Consider the following 25225-nt stretch of genomic DNA (forward strand, 5'->3'; position numbering starts at 1 on the left):
ACAATCTACTAAAATTTAAAAATCGAAAATTATGAAACAAGTATTCAAATCATCTTTAATCATGTTCTTTGCATTAATACTGATCGTAAAAGTTCATGCACAAAAACCTTCGCCCGAATTACTAACTCCATCAAATCATGTATTGGTTATGATTGATCATGAAAGCCAGATGGCATTTCCGGTTACCAATATTCCCATTGAATCATTGAGAAATAATGTTGCACTTATCAGCGGAGGCTCAAAAATTTTCAAAGTGCCTACCATTGTAACAACAGTTGCAGAAAAAAGTTTTAGCGGCCCCGTATTTCCCGAAGTGCTGGAATATTATCCCAAGGCAACATCGGGATATATTGACAGAACAACCATGAATGCATGGGAAGATGCAAATGCTTACAAAGCAATAACCGGAAAGAATAAAAGAAAAATTGTAATTGCCGGCTTATGGACAAGCGTTTGCATTGTAGGGCCTGTATTATCTGCTATCGCAGATGGATATGAAGTGTATGTAATTACAGATGCCTGCGGAGATGTAAGTAATGAATCACATGAAATGGCTATAACAAGGATGATGCAAAAGGGTGCAAAAATGATGACCTCCACTCAATATGTGTTGGAGCTTCAACGTGACTGGGCAAGAGCTGACACTTATACTGCAGTTACTGATCTGTTTGTAAGATGGGGAGGTGCGTATGGTATTGGTATTCAATACAGCCGTGAAGTAATAAAGCATTAATACGAAAATATAATTAAGGGTGGAGTTGTGATAGTTGCTCCACCCTTGTTTAGTTTATTTTGAGAAGATCATTTCTTTTTCTATACCGAGTTTTTTCATTTTCGAATTGAGTGTTGATACGTTTATGTTTAGCAGTTCCGCAGCGCCGCCGCGTCCCGAAATTTTTCCACCACACTTCTTCAAAGCAGCGATAATATTATCAAATTCATTCTCTATCATCGATTTTATTGGTTTCTCAATAGTTGCAGCTTGTGTTTTGTTATGACGGGGTATTGATATTTGGTTTATAACAGTTCCTTCAGTAAGAAGGATGCTTCTTTCAATCAGGTGTTCAAGTTCACGAATATTGCCTGGCCAGTCGTAATCCATCAATTCAGCCATCACCTTTTCAGAAATGGCCGTTATTTTCTTTCCGTTTTTAAGTGAAAATAAATTTATAAAATGATTTGCCAATAAGGGTATATCTTCTTTGCGGTCCCGCAATGCAGGAAGTGTGAGCGGGAATGCATTGAGGCGATAGTAGAGATCGATACGGAATCTGCCCGCCGCTACTTCTTTCTCCAGGTCCCTGTTTGTAGCTGCAATAATTCTAGCATTTATTTTTATTGTCGTGTTACCGCCAATGCGCTCAATTTCTTTTTCCTGTAAAACACGAAGCAATTTTACCTGCATATTAAAAGGCATCTCACCGATTTCATCAAGAAAAATTGTTCCGTCGGCTGCTTTTTCAAATTTGCCCATCCTTTTTTCGGTTGCACCAGTAAAGGCACCACGTTCATGGCCGAAGAGTTCAGATTCTATTAATGTATCAGGTAATGCCGCACAATTGACTTTCACAAATGGTTTTGATTTTCTTGGAGAAAGTTCATGAATCCTGTCAGCAATTCTTTCTTTACCCGTACCGCTTTCTCCAAGAATTAGTACAGAGGTTTCAAGCGGGGCGACAATCCGGAGATGTTCCAGTACTTTTTTCAATTCAATATTATTTCCAATGATGCCCTCATGATATTCGATGCTTGATTTGTAGGTCGGCGTGTTCAGTACGGCCGATTCAAGACTATGCTCATGTAAATAACGAGCAATATCTAATGTTACCAGTACGTCTCTTTCACGAAAAGGTTTAACCAGGAATCCATAAGGTCGGGTTGCTTTTGCAGCATTCAGAATATCCGTGTTTGAATTGGCGGAAAGGTAAACAAAAGGAATATTTTTTTTTCTTAGGATTTTAGCAAGATCTATACCGGTCAGTTTCCCTTTGAGATGTATATCCAGCAAAACAATATTTGGACTTTCTTTCTCAACTATTTCAATTGCTTCCGGTACGGAACGTGCAATACTGCAAACATGATACCCTGCTCTCTCAAGGATCATCTGCAAATTATTTGCTTCTATGAATTGATCTTCTACTATAAGTATCTTTTCTTTCATAAATAGGCGTCGTTTGATTAATCCGTGATGAATATTTCATTCTCCTTTGTTGCATCAATTGTAAATAGGATGCTTATTTTACAGCCTCGGCTGCTTATGATAGTAAAGCTGCCACCAATATCTTCTGCAAGGCCTTTCATTAATCTAAGTCCCAGGGAAGGGGTTCTATTCGTATCAAAACCTGTTGGGAGGCCAATCCCATTATCGGTTACAGCAAGTTCTATTTTATTTTCAGGCAAATTTACTATCGAGATTGTTATTATATTATTATTTGAAAGAGGGAAGGCGTACTTTATCGCATTGGTGATTGCTTCATTCAAAATTAAACAAAGCGGAATTGCCTGTGATACATCCAATTCCAGTGGTTCCAGTTCCAGGTTAAACCGGATGTGCTCTCTAATATTAAAACTTTCAGAAAGGTAATTGACTAACTCGGGGAGATAAACAGACATGTCAATTTTAGTTACATCTTCTGATTGATATAGTTTTTGATGCATCAGCGACATGGAGAATACCCTATGCTGGCTGTCACGTATTGCCAGTAAGGCATCGTTTTCAAGATAGGCAGATTGAGACTCCAAAAGGCTCATTACTGTATGTAAGTTATTTTTCACACGATGGTGTACTTCTTTAAGAAGCCACTCTTTTTCATTAACTAATTTACGCAGTTCATTATTTTTAGTATTAATGTCCTTTTGCTGTAATTCCAAACGTATATTGGTCATTTGTTTCACCCTGTAGCGGTTATAAATCAATAACAGTATTAAAAAAAACAAACCGGCACCTGCAATAAACATGTTGCGGTTTGTTTTTGACTGATTTTTTAAAAGCTGAATATTCTGCGCCTGGAATTTCAGTGCCTGGTCTTTTTTTTCTGATTCATACTTGATCTGTAGTTCCTGGATATTCCTTACTTTGTTTTGCTCATAATCAATATCATTAAGTGCTTTGTGCTTCATCAGATGATCAATAGCTGAAAGATAGTTGCCGCCTGCAGAATCTACCTTGTACATCAGAAATTGTAGGTGCGAAAACCAATTTGTTGGATATTCAGACGGCTTTGCATTTGATGCTTTATCCAGATACGGTTTAGCCTGAATATATTTACCTGATTCTACATATAATTGCCCCAATGATTTATAGTCGTTCATTCGTATCGAGCCGTCATTTAATTTCCGGTTAATTAATATTTTGTAATATATCTCTGCAGAATCATAAAGTTTTAAACTTGTGTAACAATTAGCAAGTGAATATTCGTATATTTTCCAATCGTGATTATGTTGAGGCGGAAATTCCCTTTTGGTTTTGTGCAAGAATAAAAGGGCATCATTACCCCTATTCATTTTTAACAATATGGAACTGGCATATTCTGCCAGTTCAAGTTGAACAGAGCTGGAATTTTTGTTGTAATACAGCATTGACTTACTTAAATAATCGACAGCCTTTTGAAACATACCGATATATCTGTAGATATATCCAAGATTTCTATAAACCGGTCCTGCATATGTAGAATCTCCCGTTTTTTCCAAACTCTTCAAGGCTTCAAGTGCATAGTACAAAGCCTTATTGTAGTCATGGTTGAAATAGGTTTGAATTATCGACATACGGTGATAGTTATAATGTTGATTTTTAAGCCCCAATTTTTGGCATAATTCCAGAAGTTTCAAAAATTCAGCATCCGCCAATTGGTAATTTCCTTGTCGGAAATAGATAGTAGCAAGCTGGCGCATTGCCCTTGCTTCTCTCAGTTCATTTTTAGTATTACGAACCTGTACCAATGTGCTACGAACATGAATCAACGTGCTGTCCAATATAACTTTCCAGCTTTCATCAACATTAGATTCTATCAATATTTCAGCCATCAAAAGCATGGCTTCATTGTAACCATCCATAAATTTAAGATGGGAACTTAGTTGCTTTGCTTGCGAGGCATAAGTCATTGCTTTATCTAAATCCTTTTCTTCTTCGCCCGGTAAATAAAGGTAACAGGCACTTAAATCTAACATTATTTCTATCTGTGGTATTCCAGGTTGGCTTTGGTGCAACTTGATCAGAAGTTCCTTTTCATCGCCTGGCATTGGCACTCTGTCGCCGGGTAGTATGTGTTGCGAAAAACAGTATACATGAAGAAGTAGTATTGCTGCGATGCCAAGTATTGACTTTTTCATTAGTTATTGATTGTCTTATCCACTAAATGTGCCATCGCCAAAAATCAGCTACGTCTAATCGTGCAAAGAAGAGTCATGAACTAATGTACAATATATAACCAGCCTTTTTTTACAGGAGCAGGGTTTTCACAACAACTGTGCTAATTTGTACAATTAATACGGACACGTAGTTCAACTTAGCCGTTCTTTTAATAAGCGACCAGTCTTTGCGGTAGTTGTTGTCTGTCCAAACAAAAGCAATTCTCATTTTTGGGAATGGCTCTGTCTGCATATAAATGGGGGTTTGTTAGAATTTTCGTTTGTTGTTTTTCCATTTCTTGTAGAGGCCCTGCCTTGAATTTGTATTTAATAAATCCTGTTGTCATTTGCAGGAAGTCGCTCTAAAATTACCACTAACTCTAAAGCATTTTTGATTTGTGAAGTAGGGAATTATCTATCGAAAACAAGATTGTGATTTTACATCCAGCCTTGCCTTCTATTGTGAAACTGCCACCAATATCTTCTGTAAGTCCTTTCATAAGCTTTATCCCCAGCGAGCTGGTGGTTTCGACGTCAAAATCTTCAGGCAATCCAATTCCATTGTCAGAAACTGTAAGGCTCACATTTTTATTTGACAAAGAACTCATTGAGATGGTAATATCATTATTGTCGGGTCGTTTAAATGCATACTTAATAGCATTGGTTATAGCTTCATTCAATATTAAGCCCAAGGGAACCGCCAGCGATACTTCTAATTCCAGAGGTTCTATCTGTAAATGAAAACGGATGCGCTCTTTGATATTGAAACTTTCAGAAAGATAATTTATCAGTTCAGGGAGATAAACTGACATATTAATTGCGGAAAGGTTTTCTGACTGATAAAGTTTCTGATGCAGCAGAGCCATCGAATGTACCCTATGCTGGCAATCCTGGATAGCAGCAAGTGCTTCATCTTTAAGGAATACAGATTGCGATTCCAGCAGGCTTAAAACCGTATGCAGATTGTTTTTTACACGGTGATGAATTTCTTTTCTCAGCCATTCTTTTTCTTCCAACAGATTTTCTTTTTCAGAAAGAAGATCTTGCAATGACTTGTTTTTTTTGCTGATAACCTGTTGCTGTGCCTTTAGTTTTTTAACCTGCTTTATAATAATGAAGGCAAGAAAGATCAATATTAAAAATGAGAACGTAATGATAACAGCATATATAACAATCTTTTTTTTATTTGACTCAACAATAGAAAGTTTTTCAGCATCTATTAGTGGCATGACTGAATTTAATTTGACCATGCGTTGCCTGGCGCCGTAAAGTTGCGCATCAACTGAAGCTTTCTGAATAAAGAGTGATGCATTTTCAATATCCCCGAGTTTATATAATAGGGTGGCAAGATTGAAAATTGCAGAATTTTCTTTTGTTGATGTTTCAATATCAGCAATGGCAGCTTTGCACAATAATTTAATTATGGTATCCGGGTTATCTTTTCGAGTAAATATGTCGGCGTACGTTGATGTAACTAATGCTATTTCATGCGGGGAAAGAGAGGGGTTATCTATGATTTTCTTAAAATGAACAGCTGCTTTATCGTCATTACCTAGCCGGATTTCTTTTAACCCACTGTAGTAACTGTATCCAAAAGAATTTACGGGGAGCAAATTAAGGGAAGAATCAATATAACGGCCTGCTTCAATATTGTACCGGGGAGAAAATACATTGTCATTACTGTAATCAGCAATATCATAATAACATCTTGCCATCAAAATATAATATTCGGCTTTCTGGGCAACGTTTAAATATTCCAATTTTACTCTAGATAAAGAATCTAAAACCTCTTTGAACATTCCTGACGAAAGCAGGACAAAACTAAGTTTCATTTTAGCAAATGAAGTGCGGACGGGATCATTTAGCTCATAAGATAATTCATGCAATTTACTTGCACTCATAAAGGCAGAGTCAAAATTGAAAAAGGAATACTCATCGTATAATTTCAGATAGAATTCATAAAGATCAGTTTTGTTCTTTCCCGTGTAACCATGGTAAAGTTCATATATCCTTGTTAATTTTTCATCATCGTACTTTTCTGACAAGATTATTTTACGTTTTAATGTATCCAGCCATTCACTACTGGTTTTTTGACTATAAACCTGCGAGTAAAATGTCAGCAATAAAACACTAACAAGGTAAAACTTCATAATCTGGTTGGTAACGATGAACTGTTTTTTAGAGAAAATCATTTATTTGTCACAGCAGCTTCATAATTAACGGGGATATACATATTGCTGCCATCTGAATTCCTGAGTACCTTACAATAGATGTCAATACAAGCCCCTGATCTGAAAAGTACTGCAATGCTTTTTATCTGCTCATCATTAGGAACCTGGAAGAAATTCCGGATATTTTTGATTTTGTATTTCCACTTGTTTTTTCCTGCTGGAATTGTTTTTGCTTCAGGCTCTCTCGATCCCCATTTAAATTTTACATACTGCCAGTCATCTTTATTTTTCGATTTGTTTGTAATTACCCCAAGATGCACAAATACATCGCCTGGATAGTTCAAAAGATCTTTGTTGCCTTCTGATGCATCACAAATTATTTCCACATCACTGTTGTCTGAGAATGATTCAGGATTCCATTTGAGTAAAACAGGACTGTTACATGCGCTTATCGTCATTGAAAATATTGCGACCCTAAAAAGCAGTGAAGTGAGCTGTAGTGTATTCATATAAAAAGGTTGGTTTCAAATAATGTTGTATGCTTTATTTATTTAGCTATTTAGCGGAGTTCGTAAACATTTTTTCTTTTTTTATACCCAGTTTTTTTATTTTGGAATTCAAGGTAGATACTGGCACGCCTAGTACTTCTGCGGCTCCATTTTTTCCAAATATTCTACCCTCGCATTGCTTTAAAACCTCCAGTATATATTCACGTTCATTTTCTTGAATTGTTTTTGTATAAAGATTATCTTCCTTGTTTTTAATTTTACTTTGTTCCAGTACCGGAAGATGGATTTCTTTAATGACGTCGACTTCAGTTACTAAGACCGTTCTTTCTATCAAGTGTTCCAACTCTCTAACATTGCCGGGCCAACTGTATCCCATCAGTTCTTTCATTACTTTTTTTGACAGACTTCGTATTTTTTTTCCTGCAATTCGTGAATACTTAGCAACAAAATACTCAGCCAATGCTGGGATGTCTTCCTTCCTGTTTCGTAAAGCAGGCAGAGTTATGGGGAACACATTTAACCTGTAAAACAGATCGGTTCTGAAATTTCCCTCATCAACCTCTTTTTGTAAATTGCGGTTGGTGGCAGTTATGATCCTTACATCAATCTTGATCGTTGTTTTTCCGCCAATTCTTTCAATCTCTTTTTCCTGCAGCGCTCTAAGAAGTTTAACTTGTATTTCCGGAGACAGTTCGCCTATTTCATCTAAAAATAGCGTACTGTGATTTGCCAGTTCAAATTTGCCAATTCGTCTGTCTGTTGCTCCCGTAAAGCTTCCACGTTCGTGGCCAAATAATTCACTTTCGATAAGATTTGGCGGAAGTGCAGCGCAATTTACTTTTACCATTAACCTATCTTTTCGTGGTGAGGCATTATGAATGGCACGGGCAATTAATTCTTTTCCTGTGCCGGTTTCGCCTAATATCAAAACCGTACTATTGGCAAATGAAACTTGCGATATAAGATGAAATACTTTCTGTATTGCGGGTCCAGAGCCTATTATTTCACTATAGTTATAGGCTGATTCAATTTGTTGTTGTAAGTAGATATTTTCTTCTTCCAACTGGCTTTTGTAATGATTGATCTCTTCCAATTGCGCTGCGATCTTTTCATTGGCTAAAACATTAGACAATGCAGCTGATAATTGATAACCGATTCCCTGGATAAGGTTCAATTGATATTCCTGGAAATAGTTTTCTGTTTCGGAGTGTAAGAAAAAAGCACCAATGTCATCTTTACCATCTTTTAATGTAACGCATACCATTTCATTAATGCCTGTTTTGTGCAGGAAGAAAGCCCAGCTTGGTGCAGCCGGATGTTTAAGCACTTCCCGGTATTTCAAAATAATCGGTTGCCCTGCATCCAGGATAGCATCGCATATGCCATCTGCAATGGGATATGTTCCGATTGAATTGGGAAGACATTCTTCATGGCTCGTTCTTCGCTCTTCCATATCCAGCACAAAAGCACTGTAAGTTTTATCTTTTTTATTTAAAATGATAATGGAAGCATCGTTGTAATTAAAGAGTTTTTTCAACTGCTTTGTTATGATGCCAAGCAGGTCTGCTCGGCTTCTAATGGAAGCGATGTCATTACTTAATAGTAGTAAAATTTCTTTTTCTTCCTGCCGCCGCTGAATATCTTCATTGGCAATGATATTGGCCAGGGCGATGGATATTTGCGAGCACACTGCTTTAAAAACATTCTGATTGACCGTATCAAAACAATTTGCTTTTTCAGGCTGAATCCAGAGAATTCCGATAGCGTCATTTCCAATTCTTAACGTTGTTCCAACTATCTCCCGGATACCCAGTGAATTAAAAAACTTGATGTGGCCAGGCACGACTTTACGTTTCATGATCTCGTCAACATCGAAAACTACCGGCTCATCTGATTTTAATACCACATCATAGAGCCCTTCTTCAAATTTGAAACTGTTGAATAAAGTTTCAAGGTATTCTCGTTTTTTATCATAAGGGGTGTCTTCCTGGTCGTATAGATATGAACCATACGTAAGTTTATTTTCATGCAGGGCTACTATTGTATAATCTTGTATTGAAAATAGTTTCTTAAGCTTTTGGTTAATAATTTTCGCCAGGTCTTCATGGCCACGTACAAGGGCCATGTCATTACTTATTGACAACAATAATGACTTTTCAGATTCTCTCCGTTCTATTTCTTCATTTGAAAGCAATTTGGCAACTGCAATAGATATCTGATAAGATACTCTTTGCATGATGTGCAGGTCGCTTTGTGTAAATGATTTTATTTGTTCACTCAGTAAAACAAAAAGACCAATTAAATCGTTTCCATCTACAAGTTTTATTATTGCCAATTCCTTTATACCTGTATCCCTCATAAACGAAACTGCGCTGTTTCCGCTCTTAATCAGTTTGTCCATATCAATTACAACCGGCGTATGTGGATTTGAAAGATTATTGTCACTAAGCGGGTATTCAGTAAGTATTATCTGTTTGAATAATGGATTTTCCTGGCGCTTTTTGGCTACATGGTAAGAATAAATATTGTAAGCGTTCCTTGCCTTATTATAGACAGTAACAGCACAGTCGTCAAAATTAATATTAGCTTTTAATGTGGTGGAAAGAACATGGCTGAGATCTTCTTTGTTACGGATGGAAGCAATTTTATTGCTGAGCAATAGCAATATTTCATTTTCTGTTTCATTTTTTTTGATGGCTTCGTAAGCCAAAATATTTATTATTAGAATGGAGATGTGGTCAGCTATTTGTGATATTAATTGTTTGTGGTGATCTGTGAATGAATTCTTTTTTTCTGACCAAAAAGTGAGTATCCCTAAAAGATCACCCCCATGATATAATGGAGTGGAAAGCGTTTCAGCCAAACCCGTTGCTTTTGAAATCTTCATATAGCCGGGAGGATTCGGTAATTTATTCACCTTATCAATATCAAATACAAGTGGTTCTTTTGAGTTTAATATCGTATCAATAAAGCCATCGTGAATCGGAAAGTGTGAACTTAATATGTTTTCATAATCGGGGTGACTGTTACGTTTTTTGCCTCCAACTCTCACTATTGGGTTTAATGTTTCATTCTTCGCATCAAGGCAACAGATAAAAATATCATCTGTATTAAATAGCATTTTCAATTTAGGATGAATGATTTTAAGTATATCTTTTTTATCCTTTACAGATGCTATGTCGTTGTTTAAAGAAAGTAGAATATCCTTTTCTGTAATTGCATTTTCCAAATTTATCCGATCCTTTTTTTTGTTTGAAGGATCAGTTACACTTGCCGATTTAGGTGAAGGTTTCTTATTAACAGAACGATTTGGCATGAATTAAAGGTAAAATAAAAAACTAGTGAAATTCCATTACCATTTTCGATAATTAGCGAAATATCGACAGTAAATTTTGCGTACTACTTTCTTATTAAACTGATTTATAACGACTTGCAAAGCGGCATGCAAATTGGCTAATAAGTCTTGTGCTGATAGACTATTTATAACTCAATAACTAATTGATATGAAACAATCATCGCAATGCAACTTCCTTACTCATTCAGGTTTTCTTGAAGAAGCCATAACAGAAAAAAATAGTTCTATTTCAAATTATATGTTTGAAATGCATGACCTGGCAAGTTTGGAACAAAATTGCCAGATTGAGAATGACGTTCCAACTCAGCTACGACACTTTGGGATCATTTGGATTAAAAACGGGTCGGGGTCAATCAAAGTTGATCTGGAGAAGTATACTATAAATAATAATATGCTTGTCTGTCTTTCACCTGGGCAATTGTTATTGTTTAGTAATTGCTACAATCTTGATGGATATTTTATGTCATTTTCATCAGAGTTTTTGCTAATGGCGGAGGGCCAGACAACCGGTTCATTTATCGACATACTTTTCGAAAGAAGAAATTTGCCGTTAATCAATCCGGATGAGGAAATGCAAAGTGAAATGGAAGTTGTTGTAAATATGATGAACAAAGAATTCCGAAATTACGGTTTACTACGATTACAAATTCTAAAAGGGTTGTTGAAGATATTCATTGTTTACCTTTCTTCGAAAGTAGAATTGAAAGAACAAGAAAAGTTGTGTGACCGGGATTCTGAAATGGTTCGAAAGTTTTTAACATTGGTAAAAAAACATTTCCTAACTAAGAAAATGGTTGCTGATTATGCAGATGAGCTTTCTGTTTCACCAAACTATCTGAACCGTATCGTTAAAAAAATATCCGGTTTTACAGCAAGCTATCACATTCAGCAATGTATTGTAATGGAAGCAAAACGTCAAGCTATTTATTCTACCCTCAGCATGAAGGAGGTTGCCTATTTTCTAGGCTTCAATGATTATGCTCATTTTAGTAAGTTTTTCAAAAATAATTCAGGAATGAATTTCACCTGCTTTAAAAACCAAGTTAATCAAAGAGCTTAGAAGTTTTGTAATTATATTTTCTGATTCAAAATATGTTAATATTCTTTGTGTTCATATCATTAGTACTAATGCTTGAGATCTAATTACACAGAAAGAATCAGCAATGGAATTTGAACTTGTTGGCATTGAACAGGGTACTGTATCTCATGCCAACCAACTCTTGCCAAGGCGTTGAATGATGCTTATGTTGAATCTTCTGTCCAAAAGGCAATCGAAAAAAAAGCTCCCTTTTTGATTGCATCCTCTGAAATGATATGTACAATCTTTTCACTCATTTCTCAATTGTGTATATAAGAATCTGAATTTATTTTTACAGTAACGGGGAAAGCTTAAAATTTTTACGCTGCCTAATGTCTGAGCTTTCTTAATCTCTTAATTTTTATTTAACTTCTATGTAAAATGAAAAAATTGGTATTAATATTTTTTTATTCCTGTATCATTTCAAAAGTAAATTTTGCTCAAGGTGCTAAGGCAGATATTATCATAGTAAATGGCAGGATAGCTACATTGGATGCTAATAATTCCTTTGCGGAGGCTTTGGCAATATACGGTAACAAAATATTGTCGATTGGAGCCAATCATGAAATATTGAAATTGAAAAATAAGCAAACGAAAATTATTGATGCAGGCGGAAAAACGGTTATACCCGGATTGTTTGATAGCCATTTACACGTGATACGAGGCGGCAGGTTTTATAACTCAGAGTTGAGATGGGATGGGGTAAGAACTTTGAAACGGGCACTTGACATGTTGAGGGAACAGGCCAAGCGAACACCGGAAGGTCAATGGGTTAGAATAGTTGGAGGCTGGAATGAATATCAGTTTGAAGAAAAAAGGTTGCCTACACTTGCAGAAATAAATGAGGCTTCCGGTAATGTGCCCGTTTTTATTTTATATCTGTATGGCAAAGCCTGGTTGAATAAAGTTGGATTACAACGATTAAATATCAATGCAAAATCAGCTAATCCTGTGGGAGGTTTAATCGAAAAGGACAATGAGGGAAATCCAACCGGTTTGCTTGTTGCAGAGCCCAATGCGTTTATTCTTTATTCTACACTGGCTAAACTTCCCGAATTAACAAATGAGGAAAAAATGAACTCCACTTTGCAGTATATGACGGAGCTAAACCGATTGGGAGTAACCGCAGTTATGGATGCAGGTGGTGGATTTCAGAATTTTCCTGATGATTATGCAATAACTGATTCACTCAACAAGCTTGGGAAAATAACAGTACGGCTGCCGTATTTTTTATTTGCACAAAAAAGGGGAACAGAGTTAAATGATTATAACAAATGGATGGGTATGGTAGATATTGACCACCACCAAAGAAATGGAATTAATGAAGTTGATTATTATGTACAAGGTGGTGGTGAAAATCTTGTTGCTGATGCTGCGGACTTTGAAAATTTTCTATTTCCCAGGCCTGAATTGCCGACAAGTATGGAAGCTAATTTGAAACCGGTTATACAATTGCTGGTGAAGAACCGGTGGCCATTCAGATTGCATGCTACTTATAATGAAAGTATCAGTCGTGATCTTAACGTGATAGAGCAGGTTAACAAGGAAACGCCTTTAAATGGCCTGGTATGGTTCTTTGATCATGCGGAAACAATAAGCGAAGAAAACATGCAACGCATCAAAGCATTGGGTGGAGGTATTGCTATACAACATCGTATGGCATACCAAGGGGAAGGGTTTATACATCGTTATGGAAAGCAGGCAGCACTTGCTGCTCCACCGGTTAAACGAATGCTTGAAATTGGATTACCTGTTGGGCTGGGTACTGACGGTACCAGGGTAGCAAGCTATAATCCATGGGTGTCTTTATACTGGATTACCACAGGTAAAACAATTGGCGGCACAACTGTTTTGGCAAAGGAGAATATACTTGACAGGATAGCTGCATTAAGACTGATCACTACTGGGGGGTATTCACTTATTAAGGAAAATAACAAAGGAAGTATTCAAAAAGGCTTTTATGCTGATATAGCAATATTGGACAGAGATTACTTCACTGTTTCAGAAAATGAGATTCAATTCATAACATCTAAGCTCACAATAGTGGATGGACAGATTGTATATGCAGATGATGAATACAGATCATTTCTACCCAAGCAGGAGCCTGTTATACCCGCATGGAGCCCCGTAAGATATTTTGGGGGATATCAGTATAAATAATTAACCAATGAAAGTAATCATCAGGAGGTTGACAACTATTTATCCTACTTCAAATTTATTTCATTTGTCAATGCTACTGTTAAGGATTGCTGTTTCCATTGAACTGATAGTTGCTCACGGTTTGAAAAAACTGGGAATCGGTGTAGCAATGGTGGAGCAGATTCCTAATCCTTTGCAACTCCCGGAAATTTTTAATCAAGGTTTTGCCTTAGCATCCAATTTGATTTTTCCTGTTTTTGTGATCCTTGGGCTTTTTACCAGGGTGGCAATATTACCCATACTGGCAGTTACACTTACCGGATATTTTGTTTTGCATTGGCATGATGCGCTATTGGTTAAAGATGTACCATTCATGTATAGTGTTGTTTATTTATTAATACTTGCATTAGGACCAGGTAAATATTCAATTGATTATATTCTTAATAAAAAATTATCATTATGAAATGGACTTGGATTATCCTAGCCTTAATCTCCGGCGCATTTTTGCCCATCCAGGCAGGATTAAATACAAAACTTGGTAAGTCGCTTGAAAGCCCTGTCCATGCATCACTTATTTCCTTTACTATTGGAGCATTTGCTGTTCTTTTATATGCCATCATATTTAAACAACATATATCCTGGGCCGGATTAAGAGCTGCTCCTGCGTACACATGGCTTGGTGGAGTAATGGGAGCATTTTATGTAACTGCTATCATTCTTGCATTTCCACGGATTGGGCCTGCATTAACATTTGGTTTGGTCGTAGCAGGGCAAATGATTATTTCTGTAATGCTCGATCACTTTAATGTATTGGTTGCTCACCAGCATAATCTAAATCTTCAGAGGATACTTGGGATCGTCTTAATAGTTGCAGGAGTAGCTATTGTTAGAAAATTTTAGATCATGAGAACTCTTGTTTGTTTATTTCTGTTATTAGCTTGTTATGTAAAAATCTTTGCGCAAACGATACCTCCTTTTAACAGCATTCGGTTTAGTGAAGATTACAGTTTTTTAAAAAATGATAGTTTAAAAAATTGGTATGAAAAATTAAAATACAACCAGCTTTCAAAAAAAGGAAGGGCATTTATAAGTATTGGTGGTGAAATAAGATACCAGTTTTTTCGCTTTCACCATGAGGATTGGGGCGATGCACCTGACGATAATAATGGATTTATTCTTACTCGGTATCTTGGTCATGCTGATTTCCATGCAGGGAAATCTTTTCGAACATTTGTGCAATTGCAAAGCAGTCTTGCCAATGATAGAATTTCACCCAGTCCGGTAGATGAAAATCTTTTGGATCTCCATCAGGCATTTTTTGATATATCCATACCAATTAACAAAGCAAATAAAATCGTCGTAAGGTTGGGCCGCCAGGAAATGGCATATGGTTCGCAAAGGCTTGTTGCGTTAAGAGATGGACCAAATAACCGTCAATCTTTTGACGCAGGTAAACTGATTTATTCAGGAGAAAGACTGAAAACTGATGTGTTCTACGCTCATTTTGTAAAATCAAAACCGGCAATATTCGATGATGGATTTAATAAGGATACTAAGTTCTGGGGCTCTTATACAGTGATCAACCATCTTTCATATATTCAAAATATTGATTTATATTATTTGGGTATTTGGAAAGCATCAGCTTTTTTTGATGATGGAGAAGCAAAAGAATTACGACATTCAATTGGAAGCAGGATATGGAACAATATCAAAGGGTTCCGTTACGATATAGAAGGCTTATATCAATTTGGGAAATTTGGGGGTAAGCAAATCAATGCCTGGACGGTTTCAATAAATAGCGGTATCAAATTCAATGAATTAAAACTGAAACCTGAACTGGGTATAAAAGCGGAATTAATTAGTGGGGATAGATTTTATGACGATAAAAAACTGCAGACATTTAATCCTCTTTTTCCAAGAGGAAATTATTTTGGACTTGCTGCCCTCATAGGTCCGTCTAATCTTCTTGATCTGCATCCATCTGTTTCACTTGAGATAACAAAAAAGTTGTTGCTTAATGCAGACTATGATGCGTTTTGGCGATTCAGTGAAAATGATGGTATTTATTCACCCAATGTATCGCTTACATATTCAGGAAAAAATATTCCGGACAAATTGATAGGCCAACAGTATTCAACTGACATTGTTTATACAGCAAATAATTTTCTGTATTTCAGAGTTGAATTTACTTGGTTTAATGCAGGTTCTTTTCTTAAAGCAGCTGGAACCGGTAAGGACATTATATTTACGGCTTTTACAACTCAGCTTAAATTTTAATGGGATTCAGAAAAAACCATCGTACATCAATATTTAGTTATTGATACAGTGAAATATACAACAGATATGATGGTTTAGCAATTGCCGGCAACGAATAATTTTATCAAATTTGTTATGTAATCATGATCTCGAAAAATACCAGAATTATTCAAATATAAATGGATTTATTATGGAAGTTTATTTCACAGTGAAAGATGCAGTTTTTGATTTACATAAAAAAGGGGTTATTCATGATTTTCAAATTAATGCCAGGGAGATTGTTGAGGAAGCTAACCTTACAGTTGTTGAAATGAAACTGTTGAAATACAGATTGATGAGGTTGTATGCGATGCTATTTACAGTCAATTGGTTTTTGAGAATCTTATGGAGATCAACGTCCTGCCAGAGTAGGAAGTAGACAGTGTTACAAACACCGAGAATTCAAGTTTAAAATTGACTGGTTCGGGGTTTACTTAATCCGCCTAAAGGTTTTGTGGTTGTGAAACTTCATTCCAGTGATAGTTTTACCAGCGCGTTTATGCAAACTAATACTATAACAAAGGATAAATTTCATGAGACTTATCAGCTGGCTCGATATTGCGGGTGTAGACACTCTTTACTATTTCCTGTATTTCGAACTGTAACACAGCAAAACATTTAATTTTTATTTGTTCGGACGGGGGCAATAACAGATAACCCATCTATCGGATAAATCTCTTCGTTCAATGAACTTAAAAGTCAACATATTTGATCTGTAAATGAAAAAGAGCATAAAGATTAGTATATAGTTTTGGTTCTTGAGGAATTTAAAAAGTTTGTAAGTCTGGTAGTCAGGATTTTTATAGTTATTAGATATATAAGAAAAACATTCTGTAAGATCATTGGAATGATGCAGAGGAAAGAGATTCATACATTTATTTGGCAGGTATCAGTTGGTTTGGGTTAAACCAGGCGATTGTTTCCACTATCGCCTCTCTTTTACAGTTAATGTGTAGTTGTTAGACACGTAGTTACAACCATTTTGAAAACTGAAACTATTCTATATCAATTAACTTTTACAAAAGATGAAAAAAATAGAAAAACGTTATGATCAAATGGGCCTAAGTGACAGGCTTGTAAGCGTTATGATGATATATCTTGACGGGCTTGGCCCGAAGAAAACGACAAAAATGAAAAAATATCTTGACGAACAAGTGGGTGTAATCGTTGATCATTATATCATGCTTTTAAAAAAGAAAAACGCTAAGACTTCTATTCCCAGTATTTCAGTTAGGAAAGTTGCAAAATATTTCCCGGCAACAGCTCAGAACAACGAAACTGACATGATTACTGGCACCGAAAAAGATGTACCTATAAATTCAACAGAAAAAGAATTGATTGAGGAATTATAATCAATTTTAAATAAACGGTATCTTATCATAAGGCCGTAGACTGATTTTTACTGTTTATAGTTATTTGGCTTTTGAGAACCTTATGAAGATCAACATCCTGCTAGTGTTGGAAGTAAACGGTCTTACAAATACCAATAACTCAGGGTTTTGTTCCCAACAGATAAACTTCAAGTTTAAAATTGACCGGTTCGGGGTTTGCTTAGTCTGCATACAGGTTTTGTGGTTGTGAAACCTTTATTCCAGTAATAGTTTAACTAAAGTATTTATAAAAACTAATACTATAACAATGGGAAATTTTTCAAGAGTCTTATCTGCTGCCCCATATTGTTGGTGTAGACACTTTTTGATATTTCCCATATTTTATCAATTTCAGGTGACATTGTTTTTATGAAATCGCAGTCGTGATAAATGCTGTTGTTATTCAAATCTAAATAGATCTTTTATGAAAATTTATTACACAGTGAAAGATGCAGTTTGCGATTTACATGAGAAAGGCTTTACTCATGATTTTCAAATTTCAGGTAACGATTTATTGTGGGTGCAGCAGCAATGTTTTGTTCGTACAGGAGACTTTTCTATCAAGGAATACCACCAGTTCAGAGATCGTTCAGAAAAAGGAGCCGGTATAATTGTATTTGGTGTGGTTGCACTCTACCATAATGTAAAAGGTATTTTGATCAGGCACTATTCAACTAAAAGTTTTAAAACTCCACCAGTACTGCTGAAAAAAATGAATGACTTGATTAACCGTTAACCGGAAGTTGTAAAAACAAGACACATATTAGAATAGAGGAGTATCCTACAACTAAAGCTGCATTTTTATGAAAATGAATATTGGAATTAATGATGAACATCTAAGGTCGGTTGCAACTGAACTGAATATTTTGCTAGCTGACGAAGTTCTTTTGTATATACAAACCAGGAACTATCACTGGAATGTAGAGGGCTCCAACTTTAATGAAATGCACCTGTTTTTTGAAAAGCAATTTACTGAACTGGATGATATAATGGACGGTGTAGCAGAGCGTATCAGAATGATTGGCCACTATACAGAGGCCCGTTTAAGTGATTATCTTAAACTCACTCATTTAGTTGAACAGCCATACTCGAATGATCAGATGCTACAACTGAGAAATTTACTTGAGTCGCAAGAAGCCGTTGTGAGGAATCTGCGTAGGTTAATCATTCTATTTAGTGATGAATATAAGGATGCAGGTAGCAGTGATTTTGTGACCCAATTATTGGGCAGGCATGAAAAAATGGCCTGGATGATAAGGGCTTATTTTGATTAGATTGACAGTTGGGGTATTAAACTAATATTTATAAAGATGAAAAAAGCAAAACGGTACGATCGAAAAAGTCTTAAAAAGAGGCTGTCCTGTATTATGATGATTCACCTGGATGGGCTTGGCCCTAAGCAGAAGGAGAAAATGAAGAAATATCTTGATGATAAAATAAGTGCAGTAGTGGATCACTATGTGAGCATTTTGAAAAAGAAAAACTTGAAAATGTCTGATTTAGCTGTATCTCTTCAGCAAGTTGAAAAGCTTTGTCCGGAAACAAATCAAGTTAAAATTTCTGAGAATACAATAACAGATATAGTCCTAAATGAGGTTACCGAGGCGCCAGTCACGCAACAGTAAATAATGTTAAAAGATAAAATATCATATCATAAGGCTGCAGATAAGTTTCTCAGAGACTATTATGAGAATAATGCAGATACCAATGTGTTTTCCGGATACCGTTTTATAAGCCGTTTGGCCAACGAAGCAAAAATTATCGCCAAATCAATTCCGTTAAAGGAGATGGATTATCAAAACGCAATTGTTGCAACCTGGTTCAGGTATGCTGGTGTTACCAATATCGGTGTTGCGTGCAGTGGTGCAATGAATGGATTGCTAAATGATTATTTTAATGAGGTTGACTATCCGATTAATGAAAGGGAAATTGTTGAAAAAACGATACTTGGAGTGGTTGACATGAAAACTTCTGAAACACGGATTGAGGAGGTTGTATCCGATGCTGTTAACAGCCAATTGTCTTTTGAGAACCTTATGGAGATTATCATCCTCTTAAAGGAGGAAGTAAACAGGCTTACAAACACCAATAACTCAGAGTTGTATTATTCCAGATATTTCTATTCTCTTTTTGTAAAGACTGATTATTATACAAACTATGCTGTTGAAACTTATACCGCAAATAAAAAGAGAAATTTTCAGCAAATTGAAAAGCGCATCTGGAAACTGGAAGAGAAAGAAAAGGCGGAGGAGAAGATCAGTAATGGTAAAGTAACACTGTCAAATAAAGAAACTGAAGATCTTTTTAGAATTGCTTTCAGAAATTATAATCAGCTGGTATCTGTAGCAGATTCTAAGGCCGGATTACTCATCAATGTAAATTCAATTATTATCTCTGTTATGCTGGCGTTTGTGATTGGACGAATTGAACGATATATTTTCTTATTATGGCCGACTGTATTACTCCTGACAGTTTGTACAGTGACTATTCTACTTTCAATCTTAGCCAGCAGGCCGCAAATGAACAGTTTCGTAGAAAATGAAGAATCACACACCTATCAAAAATTTTTCTTCGGAAGCTTTGACCTGATAGACCCCCGCTTCCGTTTTGCTAATTGGGAACAATACTATGGCCAGCTGACTGATTTGTTTAATAACTCAAGGGATCAAGTATTTGTAGAGATTTATAAGGAATCGTTTAACGTGAGAAAAGTGCTGTCAAAGAAGTTCAGCTACCTGTCGAAAGCATATTGGGTTTTTATCATTGGATTGCTGTTGTCTATTAGTGCCTTTGTATTGTCTATACGTGGTCAATCATTTGCATTGTGAAAATGCTGACTTTGAGATGTGATTCAAAAAGTATTGTATGAGACAGGCAAAATTGTGTCGGACTGCTATTGAGTTTCTGATCGATGCATCAACGGATTCTACCACACATAGCCGGAGACTTTTTAATCGATGGATGAACCTTTTACGTCTGTTATTAAATAATACTAACCTAGGATGGCTTTTTTTTAAATGCAATATTTTATTTGTATGAGAAACATCACATTATTCATTTGCATGTTTATGTTTTCAGGACTTGTTGTATCCTGCAAGAGCGTCTTAAAGGAAAAGTTACCTGTCGAAAATTCATCAACATACGATCTGAATAATCCCTTAGCTATTAAACTGCCAATCGAGTTAGATGAGATATCTGGCATCGTTTACAGTCCAATGGATACGGCCATTTTTGCTGTAACAGATGAGGATGGAGTGTTGTATAAAATTGGGTTAGCAAATAAGTCAATCATCCAAAGCTGGCGATTTGATAAAAAAAGGGACTATGAAGAGCTTATGTTTCAAGATGGTATTTTTTATGTACTTGTTAGCAATGGTGATATTGAATCAATAAGAGTTAGTGATGGGAATGCTATTGAATTGGAAAAGTCGGAGTTCCCTGATACAGGAAATAGTAAAAATGAATTTGAAGCAATGTACTACGACGATGGCTTGGAGATGCTCATCCTTTTATGTAAGGATTGCGATGGAAAGAAGTCGATTGCGGCGTGGGGGTATAGTATTTATGACCGGGATTATGTTCCTTTTCCCTTTGAACTTGACCTAGATAGTGTTGCCCAAAAACTTGGGATTGACAAAATAAATCTGAAACCTTCGGGTGCTGCAGTCAATCCTGTAACGAATGAAGTCTACATTTTGGCGTCAATAAATAAGCTAATCATTATTACCGATAGGTCAGGTAAATTTATTGATCTTATTGAACTTGATCCTGCAATTTATGAACAGCCAGAGGGAATTACATTTGATAATCAAGGAAACTTATACATCTCTAATGAAAAGGGCAGAGGCAATCATGCAACAATTTTACAATTTTTATTGAAGTCAAAAGTGAGGTGATAAACAATGTTTCTTTTTTGACTTTCGTTTATTCAAACATTGGTAAACAATCGATAGGATAGATTAATTGTACTACATCATTACTTTGTTTCATAAACTGGTTTTTTGTTAAGATGGAGTTTGCGAATAGTTGCCAATTCCTTTGACTCATTCTTGATCATACCACAAATATGTTTTCAATAGTTTGAGAATTAAACGCTGTTATGAAAAATTCTTTTTTCTTTTTATTATTCTTGCCAGCATTGCTGCTCTGTTCATGTGCGAGTTTGAAGCCACAGTATAGCTCCGATGCGAAGGGATGGAATTCAGATAGTGCAGTAACAGATAAGCCGATTATACATACAATGTATTTGATCGGGGATGCTGGTAACAGTTCTCCTGATGAACCTGCGCCGGTTTTAAGCTATTTGAGAAAGCAACTTGAAAATGAAGGTGCCAACAGTTCAGTGGTTTTTTTGGGTGATAATATTTATGAGTACGGAATGCCCCCTGTTACAGATTCTTCAAAGATGGTGCTGTCAAAATACCGTATCAACTTACAATTGGAAACACTTGATCATTTTAAAGGTCAACCTGTTTTCATACCCGGTAACCACGATTGGCGTGGCTGGGGTCTAAAGGGATTGAAACGACAGGAAAACTATATCGAAAAATATTTAAATACACGGCGTGGTAAAACGAATAAGGACGAATGGGAGAACTACTTTATCCCCGATGATGGTTGTTCCGGGGTTAGCGTCGTTGAGCTGGATGGCGATGTGGTACTACTGGTTATAGACTCTGAGTGGTGGTTGCGGGAGTGGGATAATGAACCTGGTATGAACGACGGTTGCGAGGTAAAAAACAGGGCAGCATTCAGATTTAGTTTTGAAAACATGCTGCGCAAATACCGCAACAAAAATGTTGTGGTGGCCATGCATCATCCCATTTATACCTATGGGGCTCATGGGGGTCATTTTACAGCACGGCAACATTTGTTTCCGCTTACCGATCTCAATAAAAAATTAGTTATACCATTACCTGTTATTGGAACATTGTCGGTACTTTACCGAAGCACCATTGGATCCACGCAAGATGTCGCTAACAATAAGTATAAAGAATTAAAGGCAGCGGTTTTGCAATCCGCCAAAAAGAATGGACATTTTATTTTTGCATCCGGTCATGAGCATAGCTTACAATTTATAGAGAGTGATGGCCAAAGTTTTGTCGTGAGTGGAAGCGGTTCAAAAAGCGGTCCTGTGCTGTTGGGTAAAGGATCACAATTTGCATCAGGCGGCAGGGGTTTCAGTACCATTACGTTTTACGAAGGTGGCGAAGTACAAGTTCGCTTTTGGGAAGTAAATAATGATGGTACAAATGCTAGCTTGGTATTTCAAAAAAAATTAAAAGAAAATCCGGTGCACACGGAGGCAATACCCGACTCTGCAGTTGTGAAGTACAAGATGTTGGAAGATACAGTGTACAAAAAAATCATTCAGAAAAAGGTTGAGAACGTTAAGGGGTTTCACAAATTGATGTTGGGTGTGCATCACCGTGAGTTGTATCAACCAACCTATCCATTTCCTGTGTTCGATTTGAATACTTTCAGTGGAGGAGTAGTGCCCACGAAGTTGGGAGGTGGAAATCAAACCAACTCTTTGCGGTTGCGTGATGCAACAGGTAAGGAATATGTATTGAGGGCGATGGATAAAGACGTCAGCCGTTTTTTGCCTTATCCCTTCAATAAGATTACTGCTGCAAAGTTTCTGGTAGAAGATAATTTTTTTTCTACTCACCCTTTTGCACCATTGGCTATTCCGGGATTGGCTGATGCCATCAATGTATATCATACAAATCCTAAGTTGTATTATGTGCCGGTACAACCTGCATTGGGTACATATAACAGCGTGTTTGGAAATGCCATAAGCCTAGTTGAGGAACGTCCGGCTGGTAAGAATTGGAAGTCAGACGGTCAATCATTTGGTCATCCTGAAAAAATCATCAATACATCTGAGTTACTTGAAAAATTATTGGATAACAATAAACACAAAGTAGATGCCCGCTGGTTCTTACGAACCCGTATGTTGGATTTTTTAGTGGGGGATTGGGATCGTCATGATGATCAATGGACCTGGGCAGTTTTCGATCAAAATGATGGCACCAAATTATACCGTCCTATTCCAAGAGATAGAGACCAGGCATTTTCAAAGTATGATGGGCTTGTTGTCCGGCTGGCAAGATTTACAGTGCCTTTCATGCGGCAGTTACAAGTATATGATGCCCATATTTACAATTATAAATGGAATACCTGGAGTGCACGCCTGGTGGATCGTAGTTTTTTAACAGAGCTTGATTGGTCGCAATGGGAGGAGCAGGTGAATTATATTCAAAAACATCTTACCGATAGTGTTATAACTGCGGCATTCAATATGTGGCCAGACAAGGTGAAGGAATTATCTGCAGATCATCTTATCGCATCTATTAAAACAAGACGTAACGATTTGATGACGATTGCCAAAGCACATTATAAGTTCATCAACAAAAGTGTAGACGTGGTAGGCACTGAGGAGCGAGAACGTTTTGTTGTAGAACGGCTTGATGATTTGCATACCAAGGTTAGCAGTTTTGAAATTTCTAAAAGTGGTGAAATAAAACATCTGAACTACCAACGTGTCTTTAAGAATAATGTTACTGATGTAATTAACATCTATGGCAATGGCGATGATGATGAATTTATCGTAACGGGTAATGTAAAAAAAAGCATAAAAGTGCGGCTGATAGGAGGCATGGGGAAAGATGTGTTTATTGACAGCTCTTTTGGATCCGGCGGCGGAAAAAAAACGTGGCTGTATGACGACCTTACCATGAATACAGTTAAAGGCGGCAACTTTACCAAAGACAAACGAACCAGTCTTTACAAGTTCAACATTTATGATCGCAGAAGTTTCGCATCTGAGTATAATATCTTAAGTCCATTACCTCTACTTGGTGCTAACCCGGATGATGGCTTGCTGATTGGTGCAGGTTTCAACGCAATACGGCATGGTTTCAAAAAAGAACCCTATGCATCACAGCATCGCATTGGTGTCAGCTTTGCTTTTGCAACAAAGGCATTTAAACTAAACTATACAGGTGATTTTATCAGTGCATTTCGAAAGCTCGATTTTTATCTCGACGCACATTATAAAGGGCCTTCGTTTTCATTCAACTATGCAGGCCTTGGCAATAACAGTAAGCGGCCAATTGATGATCCCAGCTACTACCGTGTGAGGCAAAGCGAACTTTTTGTATATCCCGCTATTAAAAAAAGAATTGGTGTAAAAAGTTTTATTGCTTTGGGGCCATTTTTTTCAACATCGAAAATTCAGCAAACGGAAGGGCGTTATATCACCAGCGGGACTACAGATTTGCCGGTTGATATTTTTGACAATAAATATTATGGGGGCGGTAAGTTTTTATTCAATTTCAGCAGTGTTGATAATAGTATCAACCCTCATTTGGGTATAAAATTTTACAGCAGCTTTATTTACACCAACAATCTTCGTAATAAAAAAGAATTCAGCACCTGTCTGACAAGTTTTACTTTTTATAAGCTGATTGAAAAGAAAGAAAATATTGTAGTTGCGTCACAGATTGGTTTAGGTATAAATATTGGCGATGGTTTTGAGTTCTTTCAAATGCCTACTATAGGCGGTAATCAAGGGCTAAGAGGTTTTCGTACGGAACGGTTTTATGGGAAAAGCAGCTATTGGCACAGCACTGATTTACGTATTCGATTTGGAAGCAATTACAATAAAACGCTGCCTTTTACGATCGGCATGTTTGGTAGTTTCGATTATGGCCGGGTGTGGTTAAATGATGAATTAGCTGAATCGAATAGGTGGCACTACAACTATGGCGGTGGCTTTTGGCTGGCACCTGTAGATTTGCTGATATTCTCACTGGGTGCATTTGTACCCGGCGGCAATACGAACGAAAAGCGATTGATCATACTGCGGATGGGTTTTGGATTTTAGGTTGGGGTATGTCCGCATTGTTAAAGCGTTATAGTTGTGTAGTTAGTTACACTCTGAGATGTAATTACGT

At 36.7% G+C, this 25225-nt stretch carries 18 protein-coding genes; 13 read left to right on the top strand and 5 right to left on the bottom strand.

Going from position 1 to position 25225, the window contains the following annotated elements; translation table 11 throughout:
• Positions 1-31 precede the first annotated feature (31 nt).
• Positions 32-733 (top strand): hydrolase, encoded by a 702-nt coding sequence (locus tag H4075_RS06785; RefSeq protein ID WP_182805339.1) that lies wholly within the window; start codon positions 32-34, stop codon positions 731-733.
• Between the two features lie 54 nt (positions 734-787).
• On the opposite strand, the gene H4075_RS06790 is transcribed toward H4075_RS06785, so the two are convergent.
• The 5 genes from H4075_RS06790 to H4075_RS06810 form a co-directional block, all read right to left on the bottom strand.
• The gene (locus tag H4075_RS06790) at positions 788-2161 is read right to left on the bottom strand and encodes a sigma-54-dependent transcriptional regulator (RefSeq protein ID WP_182805341.1); all 1374 of its coding nucleotides are present in this window, start codon (positions 2159-2161) and stop codon (positions 788-790) included.
• Positions 2162-2178: 17 nt separating this feature from the next.
• On the bottom strand, positions 2179-4329 hold the full coding sequence (locus tag H4075_RS06795; protein WP_182805343.1) for a tetratricopeptide repeat-containing sensor histidine kinase: 2151 nt from the start codon (positions 4327-4329) through the stop codon (positions 2179-2181).
• A 398-nt stretch (positions 4330-4727) separates the two neighbouring features.
• Entirely contained in the window at positions 4728-6497 is a 1770-nt protein-coding gene (locus tag H4075_RS06800) for a sensor histidine kinase (RefSeq protein ID WP_182805345.1), read from the bottom strand.
• Between the two features lie 38 nt (positions 6498-6535).
• Positions 6536-7027 (bottom strand): hypothetical protein, encoded by a 492-nt coding sequence (locus H4075_RS06805; RefSeq protein ID WP_182805346.1) that lies wholly within the window; start codon positions 7025-7027, stop codon positions 6536-6538.
• A 46-nt stretch (positions 7028-7073) separates the two neighbouring features.
• Positions 7074-10343, bottom strand: a complete 3270-nt coding sequence (locus H4075_RS06810; protein ID WP_182805348.1) for a sigma-54-dependent Fis family transcriptional regulator — start codon at positions 10341-10343, stop codon at positions 7074-7076.
• Between the two features lie 187 nt (positions 10344-10530).
• On the opposite strand from H4075_RS06810, the gene H4075_RS06815 reads away from it, so the two are divergent.
• From H4075_RS06815 to H4075_RS06870, 12 genes are all read left to right on the top strand, one after another.
• The gene (locus H4075_RS06815; RefSeq protein WP_182805350.1) at positions 10531-11442 is read left to right on the top strand and encodes a helix-turn-helix domain-containing protein; all 912 of its coding nucleotides are present in this window, start codon (positions 10531-10533) and stop codon (positions 11440-11442) included.
• Between the two features lie 399 nt (positions 11443-11841).
• A complete protein-coding gene (locus H4075_RS06820) occupies positions 11842-13620 on the top strand; it encodes an amidohydrolase (RefSeq protein WP_182805352.1) in 1779 nt (592 codons plus the stop codon).
• A gap of 7 nt (positions 13621-13627) precedes the next feature.
• Positions 13628-14062, top strand: a complete 435-nt coding sequence (locus H4075_RS06825) for a DoxX family protein (protein ID WP_182805354.1) — start codon at positions 13628-13630, stop codon at positions 14060-14062.
• Positions 14059-14499, top strand: coding sequence for a DMT family transporter (locus H4075_RS06830; protein ID WP_182805355.1), 441 nt, complete (start codon positions 14059-14061; stop codon positions 14497-14499). The genes H4075_RS06825 and H4075_RS06830 overlap by 4 nt, the downstream gene beginning before the upstream one ends.
• Positions 14500-14502: 3 nt before the next feature.
• The gene (locus H4075_RS06835) at positions 14503-15876 is read left to right on the top strand and encodes an alginate export family protein (RefSeq protein ID WP_182805357.1); all 1374 of its coding nucleotides are present in this window, start codon (positions 14503-14505) and stop codon (positions 15874-15876) included.
• 1043 nt (positions 15877-16919) lie between these two features.
• On the top strand, positions 16920-17246 hold the full coding sequence (locus tag H4075_RS06840; protein ID WP_182805359.1) for a hypothetical protein: 327 nt from the start codon (positions 16920-16922) through the stop codon (positions 17244-17246).
• A 442-nt stretch (positions 17247-17688) separates the two neighbouring features.
• Entirely contained in the window at positions 17689-18000 is a 312-nt protein-coding gene (locus H4075_RS06845; protein ID WP_182805360.1) for a hypothetical protein, read from the top strand.
• A 67-nt stretch (positions 18001-18067) separates the two neighbouring features.
• Positions 18068-18538, top strand: coding sequence for a Dps family protein (locus tag H4075_RS06850; protein WP_182805362.1), 471 nt, complete (start codon positions 18068-18070; stop codon positions 18536-18538).
• 36 nt (positions 18539-18574) lie between these two features.
• The gene (locus H4075_RS06855; RefSeq protein WP_182805364.1) at positions 18575-18889 is read left to right on the top strand and encodes a hypothetical protein; all 315 of its coding nucleotides are present in this window, start codon (positions 18575-18577) and stop codon (positions 18887-18889) included.
• Between the two features lie 3 nt (positions 18890-18892).
• Positions 18893-20092 (top strand): Pycsar system effector family protein, encoded by a 1200-nt coding sequence (locus H4075_RS06860; RefSeq protein ID WP_182805366.1) that lies wholly within the window; start codon positions 18893-18895, stop codon positions 20090-20092.
• Positions 20093-20299: 207 nt separating this feature from the next.
• Positions 20300-21160: an SdiA-regulated domain-containing protein gene (locus H4075_RS06865; RefSeq protein WP_182805368.1), complete on the top strand. Its 861-nt coding sequence runs from the start codon at positions 20300-20302 to the stop codon at positions 21158-21160.
• A 203-nt stretch (positions 21161-21363) separates the two neighbouring features.
• Positions 21364-25155: a metallophosphoesterase gene (locus tag H4075_RS06870; protein WP_182805370.1), complete on the top strand. Its 3792-nt coding sequence runs from the start codon at positions 21364-21366 to the stop codon at positions 25153-25155.
• The last annotated feature ends 70 nt before the right edge of the window (positions 25156-25225 follow it).

This window comes from Lacibacter sediminis (genome assembly GCF_014168535.1).
Lineage (GTDB): Bacteria > Bacteroidota > Bacteroidia > Chitinophagales > Chitinophagaceae > Lacibacter > Lacibacter sediminis.